Origin of the sequence: Roseixanthobacter psychrophilus, assembly GCF_043195195.1 — a bacterium.
Lineage (GTDB): Bacteria > Pseudomonadota > Alphaproteobacteria > Rhizobiales > Xanthobacteraceae > NCEH01.
Genome location: NZ_JBAFWT010000025.1, coordinates 64,689 through 80,100, shown reverse-complemented (window position 1 = coordinate 80,100; position 15,412 = coordinate 64,689). Strand labels below are relative to the sequence as shown.

Annotated in this window: 9 protein-coding genes, 1 pseudogene and 1 other annotated feature; of the genes and pseudogenes, 2 read left to right on the top strand and 8 right to left on the bottom strand. The window is 64.2% G+C overall.

Going from position 1 to position 15,412, the window contains the following annotated elements:
• From V5F77_RS19495 to V5F77_RS19460, 8 genes and pseudogenes are all read right to left on the bottom strand, one after another.
• A pseudogene (locus V5F77_RS19495) lies at positions 1–307 on the bottom strand (hypothetical protein); the annotation flags it as partial.
• Between the two features lie 123 nt (positions 308–430).
• A complete protein-coding gene (locus V5F77_RS19490; protein WP_429007007.1) occupies positions 431–1,606 on the bottom strand; it encodes an MFS transporter in 1,176 nt (391 codons plus the stop codon).
• 136 nt (positions 1,607–1,742) lie between these two features.
• Positions 1,743–2,765, bottom strand: coding sequence for an ABC transporter permease (locus tag V5F77_RS19485; protein WP_429007006.1), 1,023 nt, complete (start codon positions 2,763–2,765; stop codon positions 1,743–1,745).
• A 42-nt stretch (positions 2,766–2,807) separates the two neighbouring features.
• Positions 2,808–4,340 (bottom strand): sugar ABC transporter ATP-binding protein, encoded by a 1,533-nt coding sequence (locus V5F77_RS19480; RefSeq protein ID WP_429007005.1) that lies wholly within the window; start codon positions 4,338–4,340, stop codon positions 2,808–2,810.
• Positions 4,341–4,583: 243 nt separating this feature from the next.
• Positions 4,584–5,666, bottom strand: a complete 1,083-nt coding sequence (gene torT, locus V5F77_RS19475) for a TMAO reductase system periplasmic protein TorT (RefSeq protein ID WP_429007004.1) — start codon at positions 5,664–5,666, stop codon at positions 4,584–4,586.
• A 230-nt stretch (positions 5,667–5,896) separates the two neighbouring features.
• Entirely contained in the window at positions 5,897–8,119 is a 2,223-nt protein-coding gene (locus tag V5F77_RS19470) for a hydantoinase B/oxoprolinase family protein (protein ID WP_429007003.1), read from the bottom strand.
• 11 nt (positions 8,120–8,130) lie between these two features.
• Positions 8,131–10,236 (bottom strand): hydantoinase/oxoprolinase family protein, encoded by a 2,106-nt coding sequence (locus V5F77_RS19465; protein ID WP_429007002.1) that lies wholly within the window; start codon positions 10,234–10,236, stop codon positions 8,131–8,133.
• 927 nt (positions 10,237–11,163) lie between these two features.
• Positions 11,164–12,639, bottom strand: coding sequence for a SulP family inorganic anion transporter (locus V5F77_RS19460; protein ID WP_429007009.1), 1,476 nt, complete (start codon positions 12,637–12,639; stop codon positions 11,164–11,166).
• 66 nt (positions 12,640–12,705) lie between these two features.
• Positions 12,706–12,761: a sequence feature (sul1 is cis-regulatory element that is thought to sense ions involved in sulfur or methionine metabolism; They are found in Alphaproteobacteria), on the bottom strand.
• A 160-nt stretch (positions 12,762–12,921) separates the two neighbouring features.
• Here V5F77_RS19460 and V5F77_RS19455 point away from each other — a divergent pair.
• Together V5F77_RS19455 and V5F77_RS19450 are read left to right on the top strand one after the other, a co-directional pair.
• The gene (locus V5F77_RS19455; protein ID WP_429007001.1) at positions 12,922–13,512 is read left to right on the top strand and encodes an NIPSNAP family protein; all 591 of its coding nucleotides are present in this window, start codon (positions 12,922–12,924) and stop codon (positions 13,510–13,512) included.
• A 110-nt stretch (positions 13,513–13,622) separates the two neighbouring features.
• On the top strand, positions 13,623–15,245 hold the full coding sequence (locus V5F77_RS19450) for an ABC-F family ATP-binding cassette domain-containing protein (RefSeq protein ID WP_429007000.1): 1,623 nt from the start codon (positions 13,623–13,625) through the stop codon (positions 15,243–15,245).
• Positions 15,246–15,412 lie beyond the last annotated feature (167 nt).

Here is a 15,412-nt window from a genome sequence, read left to right as displayed (position 1 = left end):
CGAAGGAGACGTCGCCGCCCAGAAATTTCAATGGGCTCTGATAGTAGAAAAATAGAATATCGGTATTGGTTCGGGTATCGACGTCATCCACGGTCCGAAATCCGGATGCGGTCTGATTGATGAAATACAGCCCTTCGGGAAACAGCGCGTAGATCGGCAGACCGGAGGTGAAGCCGCCGGCTGTGGTGCCGCCGGCCAAGGCAGCTGTCGGCAGCCACGCCATGGCTCCGAGCCCGGCCGCAAAGGCGGTCCGCAACAGGTGATTGTCATGGCGCTTTCGGTTTACGCGCAGGCTTTCGTTCGTCATTTTCTATCCCCTTCTCACTGGTTATTTGTCTTGAACTGCCACGCCTGCCGCGTTCTGCGGCGGTGCTTCGAGGGCCGAGCATCGCGATCGACGCGGAAGGTTGTTTTCCGCTGTGTGCGTTGCTCAGATTGGGGCGCGCTGCGCGGAACTGGCTTCGGGCGCCAAGCTGAGGGCGCCCAGGCCGCCGAGGCCGCACATGGCCAAACCGACCCAGAGGGCGTGCGCATAGCTGCCGGACGATGCGAACAGCACGGCGGTCAACCACGGAGCCAGGATGCCGGCGGCGCCGTAAGCGAACATCATCGCGCCATAGACTTGGCTGATCCGCTCGCTCCCCCAGAACCGCCCCACGAGCACGGGGGTGAAGGACGCGGCAGATCCGAAGACGAAGCCGATCAGGGCGATTCCGGCGCCGAGGGCCCAGATGCCCGATGTGGCGGCGAGCAGCAGGAAGCCTCCGCCCGTGAGCGCGAGCGCTGCCAGCAACAGGGATTTCGGGCTGATCTGCTCGCCCAGCCGGCCACCCGCCAACGCCCCCGTGATGTAGCTGAGGTTGAGTACGATCAGGCCATGCGTGGCATAGCTCTGCGAGATGCCGGCCGCGGTGATGAGGCCGACGCAGTGGGCCACCATCATCAGCCCTGCGAAGTTGAAGACGAAGAAGGCAAAGCCGAGCTTCAAGAACATCGGCGACAGGAACGTCGCGCCCTGCCCTTTGCCACCCGCCATGCGCGCGCCCGCGAACGAGGCTTCGTGGCGCAGCAGCACGGCCGCGCAAGCCCAGGCGAGGACGAGGCCCAGTGCGATCAGGACGAACGAGCGATGGCTGCTGACGTCGGCGAAGATCACCGGCAGCACGGCACCGAGGATGACGCCGCTCAAGGCGAACGCCGACACGACGAGGCTGATCACGACGCCGCGCCGCGCCGCCGGTGCACGCGACGCCAGGGCCAGCGCCTGTCCGTAGCCGAGGCCCGCACCGACGGCGAAGACCACGCCATAGCCCACGAGAAGGGTGGTGAACGAGGGCATGAGGCCGAACAGCAGGTGACCGCCAGCGGCCAGGGCGAACGCCAGCGCTAGATAGGCTTGCAGGCGCAGGCTGCGCAACAGCGTGTCGTACAGCATCACGCCCAGGGTGAAGAACAACAGCGCGGCGCTTGAGACGATGCTGAGCGTATCGCGCGGCAGCTCCAGCTCGGCCTCAAGCGGGATCAGGAATATCCCCCAGAGATAGAGGATGCCCATGGCCAGCATGATCAGAACTGCAGCGGCGAACGTCATGCGGAACGAACTCATGTCATCCTCCTCCGAGGGAATTCGAGGGCAAGAGGGCGCACCCGTCCGGGCGGCCGGGCTCTGCGGCCGGCTGCGATCAGGCGCGGTGTCGTGTTGTGACGAAGGTCGTGTGAGAAGCGGCGCCGGCCGGCGGCCCTCAATCCTTGAGTTCGGCCATGTAGCGCAGGCGCACCTGATCGAAGATGACGGCTGCGATCAGGATCGCGCCGATGACCACGGTCTGGAGATAGGAATCGATCCGGGCGAGGTTCATTCCATTCTGCACGAGGTTGATGAACACGGCCCCCAGGATCACATTCTCCACCCGACCGATGCCGCCGCGCAGGCTGACCCCGGCGATGACGCATGCGGCGATGGATTCCAGCGGCATCGCGCTGCCCACATTGGCTTCGCCCGAGTCGAGCCGGGCGGTGAGAAGCACGCCCGCAACCGAGGTCAGGAGGGCGGAAATGACGTAGACCGCAACCAGGGTCGCACGGGTGTCGATGCCGGAGAGCAGGGCCGCACGGATGTTGCCGCCCACCGCGTAGAAGGCGCGGCCCGCGCGGGTCCAGTTCGTGAGGACATAGGTCGCGATAACCAGTCCCGCAGCAGTCCAGATGGGAAAGGGTATGCCGAGGAAGGCGCCGAAGCCCACGACCTCGCCGAACTCCATCGGCATGCCATAGACCGGAGTTCCACCGGTGAGGAACAAGGCAATGCCGAAGCCCATTGAGGCCACGCCCAGCGTCATGATGAAGGGCGACACGCCGAACACGGCGACGCCCAGGCCGTTGACCACCCCGATGAGCGAGCCGGCAAGCACGCCGACCATGCATCCGAGCAGGATGGCCAGCGGAATCATGTCCGGAAGCACGCTCGCGAAGAAAGCCATCGCGAGCGCCGTGGTAACCGAGGTCAGCGCGAGGATCGTGCCGACCGACAGATCGAAGCCGCCGGTCAACAGCACCAGCATCTGGCCCATTGAGACGATCATCAGGAACACCGACTGGCGCACCACGTTCATGAGGTTGCTGACGGTGAGGAAGTTGCTCGACGCGACACTGAAGATCACCATCGCGAGCACCAGCAGGATGGGCAACACTCCGAGGCGGACGAAAGCGCGCTTCAAGGACTGGCTCAGCGATCTGCCGTTGGGAGGAAGGGCGAGGACGGACATGTGCGTTTCCTTCGGATTGGAGGAGCGGTCGTTGGGCCTGGATCAGGCTGCCTTCTGGCCAAAGAAATGCGGAAGGACGCGCGCTTCCGAGATGTCGGGCTTCTTGAGTTCCGCCTGGACCCTCCCGTCGTAGAAGACGTAGGCGCGATCAGAGAGGTTGAGGATTTCCGGAAGATCGGAAGAAATGACGATCACGGCGGCCCCCGCCTCGCACAGCGAGGCGATGAAGCGGTAGATCGCCGCCCGTGTACCGACATCCACCCCGACGGTCGGCTCGTCGAACACATAAAGGCTGATGGGCCGCGTCACGCTGCGGGCGAGCAGCACCTTCTGCTGGTTGCCGCCGGAGAAGGTCTCGACCGGCCGGTCTGGCCGCATCGGATGCAGTTCGAACAGACGCGCCAGCCGGTTCGCCTCGCCCTTCTCCCTGTGGCGGTTGAGGAACGGGCCATCCGCGATCGGCTTCAGATCGAGCGCGGCGAAGGTCATGTTCTCGCTGCAGGGCCGCATCATCGCCAGGCCCTCGATGCGACGATCCGGTGGCATATAGGCGAAGCCGGCGCGCAGGAGCTTACGCGGAGTCGAATTGGTCACCCGCTCGCCTTCGAGCACAACCTCGCCGGCGACCAACGGTTCGAGGCCGAAGGCGGCACGCATGATCTCCGATTTGCCCGAGCCAAGGAGGCCGGCCAGCCCGACCAGCTCGCCCGCGCGAACCTCCAGATCGGCGCCCTTGACCGATCCGGATGCGGTCGTCATTCCCCGGATAGAGAGCACCGTGCGCCCCGGCGTGGAATGGATGATCGGGAAGATGTCGCCGATAACGCGCCCGGTCATAAGGCGCACCAATTCTTCCTGGGAGACATCCCCCGCATCGACGACTGTGATGAGCTTGCCGTCCCGCAGAATAGTGATGCGGTCTGCAAGCCGCTCGATCTCGCGCATGCGGTGGGTGATGTAGATGATGCCGACACCTCGTGCCTTCACCTGATCCACCAAGGCGAACAATTGTTCCGCCTCGCGATCGGTGAGGCTCGCCGTGGGCTCGTCGAGAATGAGGATGCTGAGATCCTTGCGGAATGCCCGCGCGATTTCCACCATCTGCTGCTCGGCGCGGGTCAATTGTCCGACGATGGCGCGCGGGTCCAGCTCGAACCCCAGCCGGTCGATGATCCGTCGCGCCTCCACCCGCATGGCGGCCTTGTCGATCAAGCCGCCGCGCAGCAATTCGGCGCCGAGGAACAGGTTGTCTTCCACGGTCATGGAGGGGACCAGCGAAAACTCCTGGAATACGGTGGTCACACCGTGCGAGCGGGCCTCGTGCACCGAGGCGAAGGCCATCGGTTCGCCGTGCATCAGCATGTCGCCCGAAGTCGGCTTCACCGCGCCGGAGATGATGGAGATCATCGTCGACTTTCCAGCGCCGTTCTCGCCGAACAGCACGTGAACCTCACCTCGCTGCAAGGTAAAATTCATGTTGTCGAGCGCGAGCACGCCCGGATATTGCTTGCTGACACGCAGCAGCTCAAGAAGAGGCGGTTCGCCGGGACATCTTGGTGTATCGGATGCGGACATGGCTTTGGCTCCGAAAAAACGTGCGGGATGCGCGGCCCCGCTCTGTCGGCAATCGCAGGCGCGCGTGCTGGCGGATCACGGGTGGGGACAGCGTGAGGAGGTCTGGATCACGCCATCCCCGGGCGCCGTGTCGTCGATCCGGCGCCGGTCGATCCGTGGAGGGCACCGCGCGGGGTCAGTCCGCCGAGGTCCGTCCATGGATGTCAGTCCGCGCAGACGCGCGCTCGACGCTCGTTCCGCAGCTCAGTCCACGGAGAAGGTGGGCTTGAAGCTGGTCGGGGCGAGCGTCGTCGTCATGTCGAGCGCGTTGACATTGTCTTTTGTCACCACCTGGATGATGGGGCCGACATGCTTGTATTGGAGCTTGCCTTCGACGAGCCGCACGGCCTGGTCGAGCGCGATGCGCCCCTGGATCACCGGGGAATCGGTCGGCGCCGCAAGTACCGAGCCGCGGCGAATATATTGATCGACGCCGGGTGTGTAGTAATAGGCGATCAGCTTGACCTTGTCGGTCAATCCCCTCGCGCGCAGGATCGGGACGGCAGCCTCGACGGTCACAGCCGTTCCGGCGATGTAATTGAGATCCGGGTGGGCCTGGAGCACGTCCTCCACTAGCTTTGCCTGAACCTCCTTGCCGGTGTCTCCATATTTGGTGTCGACGACATCCACCGCCGTGCCTTTCACGGCTTCCATGAAGCCCTTGTTGCCGCTCTCCACCCAGCCTGCTCCGGCTGGGCCCGGCAGCCAGGCGACCTTGACGGCCGGCGAGCCGGCGGGATGCGCCTTAGCCAGGAAACGGCCCGCGGTCGCGCCCATGTCAGCGAACGAAACCAGGGATTTGGCCGCGACATTCGGCGAAGACATGCCGTTGATGACGTCGACGACCGGAATGCCCTTCTTGGTCAGCTCGGCAATGACATTGTTCAGACCATCATAGGAAATGCCTCCAATGATGATGGCCTTCGCCCCGCTGGAGGTGCAGTCCTCGATCTGCGCGATCTGCTTGTTGAGCTCGGTATAGCCGCCGGCTTCAAGCAATTGCACCTTTACGCCCAGGCGGCGTGCTTCGTCGATGATGCCATAATCAACGCCCAGCCAATACGCATCCTTCAGATGCGGAAACGAAACGCAGATTTTGTAGGGAGCATCGGCTTTCGCGAGCGGTGTATATTCCACCTGCTTGCGTGGGCTGCTCATGTCGAACGGCGGATCCCAGATGTCGACCTTGAGCGGAAACCACTCTCCGGCGGAGGATGGCGCCGCCGATGCGAGCAGAGCAAAGGCGCTCGCCACGACGAGGCGATGGGAAAGACGGGTGCAGGCCATGAATATTCTCCCGATGAAAGTCAGATGAGGAATGGGCATGTCCGCGAGGCGCGAGGCAGGGTCGAAGGGCATCGCCTTCTCTCGCAGGCCTGTTCAGAAACGCTCCCGCGACGCCGCCGCGATGGTGCGGCGGGCACAGCAAGGCCCGGCCGGCGGACGGGTGCCCGCCGGGGAAGCCACCGACCTTCCGTCAGATGGAAGGTCGGTAGGGTCGGGCGCGGATCGGCCGATCAGTCGAGGGCGAAGTCGACCGAGAAGTCGTCGCCGACTTTGCGGACGTCCACGGCGAGCGAGGTTCCGCATTCCGAGCAGATGAACTGGTCGTACACGAACCGGTCATCGAGCTTCAGCAGCGGGCCGAGCTCTCGTGCCTTCGGGTTGCGCAGCGGCACGGCATGGCGCCAGTTGGTCTTGAGCTTCCCGATGCCGGTGGAGCAGTGCAGACAGCAGATGATGTCATCCTTTGTCACGCCGATGGTTTCGCCCCAGGTCAATGCGAGGGATGCGCCATCGACTTTCAACGGAGTGGCGAGCTGATCGCGGCCCATGGTGGCCGTTCTCTTGCGGGTGTTACGGATCTGCGCGCGTAACATGTCGGAGGCTTCCGCATCGATCATGCAGGCGTCGTCCAGCACGGCGCCATAGACCTCCCTGGCGACCGCCTTCCCGCAGCGGCCGTCGCGCACGTCGCGGGCGATGAGGTCGTATGGCCGCAGCAGCGGGTCGCCGTAGCCGCCCGGATTCTGGACGACATTGTTGACCACGTCGCCCTCCTTCATGATGAAGGTGCTCTTGGCCGGAAGGTCCTCGAGCGTACCGCCGATGCTGGCCATGTCGGCTGCGGCCTTGCCCTTGGCCATATCCTCCAGCCACGTGCTGCCGCGGGCGATCTGATAGCCGCAGACATTGCCGGGATATCCGCCCTGAATGCCGACGAGATCGGGCAGCGAAACGCCATGGCTGCAGAAGCTGCCCTGCACCTCCGGCACATCGTAGCCGGTGGTGGCGTACTCGATGCCGTTGCCGCCTCGATAGCGCCCGGCCCCGCCGGAGTCGGGAACCTCGCGTCTCCACAGATAGATGATGGGGGATGTCTTCTCGTGCAGCTCCACGTCGTTGAAGCCACCGGAGCCGATCACCAGCGAGCCGCCGGAATCCACACCGTCGCGCCAATTGTGCGCCGGACCGCCCCAGCCGAGGGAGTCCATGAACATGATGGCGAACTGCTCGTCATACTGATTGGTGCCGCCGAACATGGTGAGCAGCCAGGAGCCATCGGGCGGCCCGCAGACATAATCATCGAACTCGCGATTGAACGACATCATATTGCCGACGCACACCGAGGCACACGCCGCGGCGAGGAAGTTTGCGGCGACCGAGCCCGCGGAGATCGGCGCTGGCAGTTCGGCGCTCAGCACCGTCTTCTTGCCGTGGATGATGGTCACCGGCGCCATGAGCCCGGCATTCCAGCCGATTTCCTGCCCGAAAGATCCCATCATCACCGTCCCCACCGCGCCGAGCGTGCCGGTCATGGTCGCATTGCCCATGCCGATGATCGTGGGGTCGGTATCGCTGAAGTCGAAGGTGAGCCCGTCACCTTCCTTCGTCATGGTGCAGGCGATCTTGTAGATGTTGTTCGCATGGCCATCATGGTCGAAATAGGTGACGTGGTTGAACACCCCGTCCGGCAGCTTTCGCAGCATCGCGCGGGTCGCCGTCTCCGTATCGGCGATAAGCTGGTTCGCCACCGATACGAACGCATCCGCCCCATATTGCGCGCACAGTTCGGTGAGGCGCGCCTGGGCGACACGGTGCGCGGAAAGAAACGCGCTGAAATCGCTGCCGAGAAAGAAGGGAATGCGGGAATTGTAGAGGATCACATCCCACATGCCCTGGTTCAGCACGCCCTTTTCCACCAGCCGCTGAAGCGGAATGCGCAGGCCTTCCTCGTAGCAGGTGCGCGCGTCGGGAACCCATCCGCCCGGCGCCGCACCACCGATATCGATCACGTGCGCCTGCGCGCCCGTCCATCCCACAAGCTCGCCGCCGAAGAAGAACGGCGCGACGAACAGGCAGTCATTCTGGTGAACGCCGCAGACGAACGGATCGTTGGTGATGAAGACGTCTCCGGGGTGAATATCGCCCTTGAACTTCTCCAGCACCAATTGAATCTGGACGGTCATCGTGAACATCGGGATCATGTAGAATGTCCCGCAGACCGCGATGTCGCCATTGGCCGTATAGATCGAGAAATTGTAGTCGGACCCGTGAACGACCGGCGATCCTGAGGCATGCACGAGCGTGCTCGACCCTTCCTCATTGATCGACCAGAGCCGATGCCGGATCACCTCGAACAGAATGGGGTCGACCTTGCTGGTCGCTCCGGGCTCCTGGCGATTGTTGCTGGTCTTGAGGTTGAAGGGCGGGTGCTTGGCTTTAACGCTCACATCCATGGCGCTTATCCTCAGTTTGTCTTGATGATGATGTTCAGGAAGCGGTCGACCGAGGCCTTCTGCGCCGGCCCGATGACCATCGTCGTGTCGTCCAGCTCGACGATGGCCGGGCCGCTGATCTCTCCGCCCGCCTTCACGGCGCGCTCGTCGTAGATTGCCGCGTCGTACCAGGTGCCGGCCTCGTAGAGCCGGCGCGAGCCGGTCGGCGTCATGCTGCTGTCGGCCTCGGCGACTTCGCCGCTTTGCTCGACCCGGTTGAGCTTCGATACCGCCACCAGCCGGAAGGCCGACATGTCGATGCCCGCGGTGCGAAAACTCGAGCCGCTGCCGAACCGGGCCTCATAGGATTCGATGAAGTGCTCGACGAGCGCATCCACGTCCGGGTCGGCGAGCGGGAAAGTCGAGAGATCAACCGAGAGATCGAAGATCTGAGGGCGAAAGCGCATGTCGACATAGCGCTCGAAACGGACGCTCTCGATGAGAATGCCCTGCGCTTCCAGTTCCCCCATGGCGTCGGACTGCAACTGCTCGAAGATGCTGTTGATGTCGCCGGCCTTGATGAAGGTGGAGAACTTGTCCGAACCCGGCGGCGAGATCAGGGATTGCGAGGTTTCCCGCGTCACCACCAGGTCGGAGATCAGGATGCCGTGGGCCGACAGCACCGAAGCGGTGCGCGGGACGATGACGCATTTCACCCCGAGGTCCGCACCATAGCTGTAGGCGTGGGTCGGACCCGCGCCGCCGAAAGCCACCAGCACGAAGTCGCGTGGATCGTAGCCGCGATGCACCGTCGCCTGGCGCACCAGGTCGGCCATGTGGCTGTCGACGATGCGCTTGATGCCGGACGCCGCCTCCTCCACGGAGATGCCGAGCGGCTTGGCGATCTTCTCCTCGATCGCTTTTCGCGCGAGATCTGCCTTGAGCTTCATCCGGCCGCCGAGGAAATTATCGGGATTGACGACGCCGAGGACAACATCGGCGTCGGTCACTGTCGGATCGGTGCCGCCGGCGCCGTAGCATACCGGGCCGGGAACCGCGCCGGCGCTCTCTGGCCCCACGCGCAGGCGCCCGTTTTCCACAAAGGCGATGCTGCCGCCGCCCGCGCCGATGGTGTCCACCGTCACCGAGGGCACAGCCAGCGGCTGGCGTTCCATGAAGGTCTCGCGCTGGATCAGCGGTCGGCCATCCACGATCAGGCCGACATCGAAGCTGGTGCCGCCCATGTCGGTGGAGATCACATTGCCGCTGCCGACCATTTGGCCGACGAGCTGGGCGCCAACGACGCCGCCCACCGGACCCGACAGCAGAATGCCGACCGCTTCGTCCGCCGCCTTCCCGGCGGCCATGACACCGCCGTTGGAACGCATGAGCAGAGGCTCACGCGGCAGGCCGCTGCCGCGCATCGAGGTGTCGAGGGACGTCATCGCCTTCTTGACCTTGGGTCCCAGGAAGGCGTTGAGCACGGCAGTCTGCGATCGCGCGTATTCGCCGAGGCGCGGAAGGATGTCGCTGGACAGCGTTACGAACATGTCCGGCGCCTCTTCGAGGATAATCTCCTTGATACGCTGTTCGTGCTTGGGGAATTTGAAGGACCACAGAAGGGAGACGGCGATCGCTTCCGCACCCGCCGCGATCAGGCTCTTCACAGCGAGGCGCGCAGCCACCTCGTCCAGAGCAAGGATGGCATCTCCCTTGTAGTCGACCCGTTCCGGCACTTCACGGACCATCGTGCGATCCAGAAACGGCGTCGGCTTGGTGAGCTTGCGAAAATTCTTGCGGGCGGCCTCATCCAGCCCGGTGGACTTGTAGGCCTTCATGATGAAGAGGGTGTCGCCGAACCCCTGGGTGTGGATGGCGCCGACCCGGGCGCCATTGCGCGTCAACACCGAGTTCGTGGCGATGGTTGTCCCGTGCGAGAACAGGCGGGTCTTGCCGAGGAAATCCCCGAGGCCCATCTGCCGGGCTTCGGCCGCGAGTTCGAATGTCGCGAGAACCCCCTTCACCGGATCGCTTGGCACCGTGCTGGATTTGTAGCGCGTCAGCACTCCATCGCCATCGAGCACGGTCGTATCCGTGAAGGTACCGCCGATGTCTGACGAAGCATAAAAATGTTGCATGCGTTTAGCTCCTCAACGCAAAACCGACCCGCATAACGGGCTATTGGACGCACTGACATTCGGCGGTCACGATTGGCAGAAGGCGACCGATCGAACTAATCATCCGCGTAAGCAATTTGCGATATTGATGATATTCGAGAGAAACTTTTTTTCCAATGAGGGTGTGTGCGCATATTTTTTGCGGCGCTTCTTGCGGGCCTGCGCATTGAGGAGCATGGGCTATTCCTCGGCCACACCGCTGCGATCGACCGCTGCGCGACGCGCGCAACGACGCCCAATTCCAAAAATTAATTCAATATTTAAAATTAGTTAGATCAAGACAGCAGAAATCTCTGGTGCCCGCACCCCAGGGTCCGGGAGGGCTTCGCATAAAGCGTGCGGCCCATATGGAGGAGAAATCCTCGCGCCCGTTTGGCGCATCCATGCGTAGATTGTGAGCACGCGCATTGGAGGACGTGATTATATAATCAGCATACCCAATATCTAAACGATCGCGCTTATGACGTGGATCAAATCGTTTATTTGATTCTACCCATACCGCCGGCCGAGGCCGAAACCCCGCACGGCTCGACCGGTCTGAAACCAGCCGCACGCATGGCGCGGCAAGGGTGTGCACCGGATCTTCAAGTAAATATTGCAGGGGGAGAAAAGGCGGGCCGGCTCCTATTTATCGCCGGCAGGGTGCCTCAGAGTGCCGGCGATCAAGGCCGTTTGAGCAGCGCCACCGCGCGAGATCAGCGCCGCGGCTCCCGACGCCCGGTCCAGCCGCACCGACATCGCGCCGGAGCCAGTCTGGATGTGAGAGCCATTGAATGGCTATCGCCAACCTTCAAAGTTCAAACTGAGACGCGCCGCGGGCCCACCCCACCTGCGGCGCGATCGTCGCGGCAGGTGAAGCCCACGCGGCTCGCGAGGCCGCGTTGGCGCTTAATGGAGCGGGGCGGGCTGCGCGTCGTCCTTGTCGTGGAGCGCGAAGCGATCGACCATGGTCGCGCTCGCTTCATTGAGGCCGAGCACCGTGACCTGCGCGCCCGTCTGCCGGAATTTCATCACCGCCTTGTCGAGGGCGCCGATGGACGTGATGTCCCAGAAATGGGCGTGGGTGAGATCGATGATGACCTCGGCCGGCTTCTCCTCGAAATCAAAGCCGCGCAGGAACACTTCGGAGGAGGCAAAGAAGATCTGCCCCAGGACGGTGTAGGTGATGCGCGCGCCCTCCTGCGTCCGGGTCACCGACACCATGCGCGCCACCTTGCCGGCGAAAAACACGCCGGACAGCAGCACCCCCACCAGCACCCCCTTGGCGAGATCGTGGGTGCCGACCACGGTCGCCACCGTCGCCAGCATCACCACGGAGGAGGGCATGGGATTGCTGCGCAGGTCGAGGATCGAGCGCCACGAGAAGGTGCCGATGGAGACCATGATCATCACCGCCACCAGCGCCGCCATGGGAATAATGCGCACCAGATCGTCCAGCACCAGGATCAGGAACAGCAGGAACGCCCCCGCCACGAAGGTGGAGAGCCGCCCGCGCCCGCCGGAGGTGACGTTGATCACCGACTGGCCGATCATGGCGCAACCGCCCATGCCGCCGATGAGCGCGGAGGCGATGTTGCTCGCCCCCTGGCCCACGCATTCCTGGCTCTTATTGCTCAAGGTATCGGTCATATCGTCGACGATCTGCGCCGTGAGCAGGGATTCCAGCAGGCCGACGGCGGCGAGCGTCGCCGAATAGGGGAAGATGATCTTCAGCGTGTCGAAGGTCAGCGGCACGTCGGGCAGCAGGAAGGCCGGGAAGCTGGAGGGCAGAGCGCCGAGATCGCCCACGGTCCGCAGATCCATGCCCGACCACCAGGCAAAGCCCGTCAGCACCGCAATGGACACCAGCGGCGAGGGCACGGCCTTGGTCAGATACGGAAACAGATAGATGATGGCGAGGCCAGCAGCGACCATCGCATAGGTCTGAACCGGCACCCCGATCAGTTCCGGCAATTGCGCCATGAAGATCAGGATGGCGAGCGCATTGACGAAGCCGGTGATGACCGAGCGCGAGACGAAGCGCATGATCCGGCCGAGCTTCAGCAAGCCGGCGACGATCTGCAAAAACCCCATGAGGATGGTGGCGGCGAACAGATATTGCAGGCCGTGGTCGCGCACCAGGCTGACCATGACCACCGCCGTCGCCGCCGTTGCCGCCGAGATCATGCCGGGCCGGCCGCCGAGGAAAGCGGAGACGCAGGCGATGGCGAAGGAGGCATAGAGCCCCACCTTGGGGTCCACCCCGGCGATCACGGAAAATCCGATCGCCTCGGGGATCAGCGCCAGGGCGACGACAATGCCGGCGAGCACATCGCCGCGGATGTTGGAGAACCATTCACGGAAATAGGGAAGACGGGTGATCATATGAGGCATTCCGCAATAGACGTCCGCCCGCACGAATAAGGCGGGGCGGGACAGCACTGTCATTTGCGTTGTCCGGCGGGTCGGCGGCCGGAAGAGCCACCCGGAGTCACACCGGGTCCTGATGATGATCCCTGCTATCGCCCTTTTTGCCGCAACGCAACATCAAACTGTGTGCGCTGCCACCGCGGGCCATTCGCTTTGGCTTTCGGGCGTCACGCCGCCCGCGCTATACCAGCGGGCCGGCGGTCCGCGGGATCGCCCTTCCGACAGACGGCTGCTGCCATGACATACGAATTGACCACCCTCACCATTGCCCCCGGGCGCATGAATGATGCGCTCGCCCTTTTGCCGGAGCGCGTGCCCGCCGATCTCATCGGCGCCTGGGGCACGGAGTTCGGGCAGGTCAATGACGTTCTGCTGCTGCGGCGCAGGACTGACGATGCGGCATCCTCCACGGCGAAACCGGATACCGGCTGGCTCGGCGATATGGGCGAATGGACCACGCATGTGGCAAGCGAGAGCTATCGGCTCATGCCCTTCAGCCCGGTGCCGGAGCCCGGCGCGTATGGGCCGCTGCACGAGATGCGCCGCTACAGCTTCCGCCCTTCCGCCCTCGATGAATTGCTGGACACCTGGGGCCAGTTCGCCCCGCGCCGCCTGGCCATGTCGCCCGGCCTTCTCATGATGCACAGCGTGGACGGTGACCCGCTCACGGTCATCCATATGTGGGCCTATCAGAGCCTGGATCAGCGCGCCGCGCTGCGGGCGCAGGCGATCGCGGGTGGCATCTGGCCGGCGCCGGGCGGCGCGCGGCGGTGGCTGAGCCAGGAAAATTCGCTGCTCACCCCCCTGCCCTTCTCGCCGCTGAACTGAGCGGCGGCATTTGCCGGCGGCGGCGGGATTGCCATGCCATCTGCGCTCTTCCCCCCGCGCGCCAAATGGCCTAAGCGCGCAGCAGATTTTCCCCAAGGTTCCGCGCGCGCATGATCCGTATCGATTCCATCGGCAAACAGAACGGCAAGCAGATCGTCTTCATCGAGGCGTCTGCGACCCTCCTCAAGGGCGAGAAGATCGGCCTCGTCGGCCCCAATGGCGCTGGCAAGACCACCTTGTTCCGGCTCATCAACGGCGAGGAGACGCCGGACGAGGGGCAGGTCTCGGTCGATCGCGGCACCGCCATCGGCTATTTCAGCCAGGATGTGGGCGATATGGCCGGCCGGCCGGTGCTGGCCGAGGTGATGGACGGCGTCGGCCCGGTCAGCGCCATCGCGGCCGAACTGCGCGCGCTGGAAGCCGCCATGGTCGATCCCGACCGGGCCGATGAGATGGACGCCGTCATCGCGCGCTACGGCGAGGTGCAGGCGCGGTTCGAGGAACTGGACGGCTATGCGCTGGAGGGCCGCGCCAGCGAGGTGCTGGCGGGTCTCGGCTTCTCGCAGGAGATGATGGAGGGCGACGTGGGCCGCCTCTCGGGCGGCTGGAAGATGCGCGTAGCGCTCGCCCGCATCCTGCTCATGCGGCCCGAGGTGATGCTGCTGGACGAGCCGAGCAACCATCTCGACATCGAGAGCCTGATCTGGCTGGAAGCCTTCCTCAAGGGCTTCGAGGGCGCCTTGATGATGACCTCCCATGATCGCGCCTTCATGAACCGCATCGTCAACAAGGTGGTGGAGATCGACGGTGGCGCGCTCACCACCTATTCCGGCGATTATGAATTCTATGCCCAGCAGCGCGCCCAGAGCGAGAAGCAGCAGCAGGCGCAGTTCGAGCGCCAGCAGGCCATGCTGGCCAAGGAGATCGCCTTCATCGAACGGTTCAAGGCCCGCGCCTCCCATGCCGCTCAGGTGCAGAGCCGGGTGAAGAAGCTCGACAAGATCGAGCGCGTGGAGCCGCCCCGCCGGCGCCAGACCGTGGCGTTCGAATTCCTGCCGGCGCCGCGCTCCGGTGAGGATGTGGTCAGCCTCAAGAATGTCCACAAGAGCTATGGCGCGCGCCGCATCTATGAGGGGCTGGACTTCCATGTGCGCCGGCGCGAGCGCTGGGCGGTGATGGGCATCAACGGGGCCGGCAAGTCGACCCTGCTGAAGCTGGCCACCGGCACCACGGAGCCGGACAGCGGCACGGTCGTGCGCGGCGGCAGCGTGAAGATGGGCTATTTCGCCCAGCATGCGATGGATGTGCTGGAAGGCGAGCGCACCGTGTTCGAGACCCTGGAGGATGCCTTCCCGCAGGCCGGCCAGGGCGCGTTGCGCACGCTGGCCGGTTGCTTCGGCTTCTCCGGCGACGATGTGGAAAAACGGTGCCGGGTGCTCTCCGGCGGCGAGAAGGCGCGCCTTGTGATGGCCAAAATGCTCTTCGATCCGCCGAACTTCCTGGTGCTGGACGAGCCCACCAACCATCTCGACATCGCCACCAAGGAAATGCTCGTCGCCGCCTTGGCGAATTACGAGGGGACCATGCTGTTCGTCTCGCATGATCGGCATTTCCTCGCCGCCCTGTCGAACCGGGTGCTGGAACTGACGCCGGACGGCATCCACCAATATGGCGGCGGCTATACCGAATATGTCGCCCGCACCGGCCAGGAAGCCCCCGGCCTGCGGCACTGATCCGCCGCGGGGTGTTCATGCCGACGGCCCCGGTCTTCGACCAGGGCCGAGCTGGCCTCGCTCAGGCGCCGCGCGGGATCTTCGTGCCGACGGCCATGGTCTTCGACCAAGGCCGAGCAGGCTTCGCTCAGGCGCCGCGCGGGCTGTTCGTGCCGACGGCCCCGGTC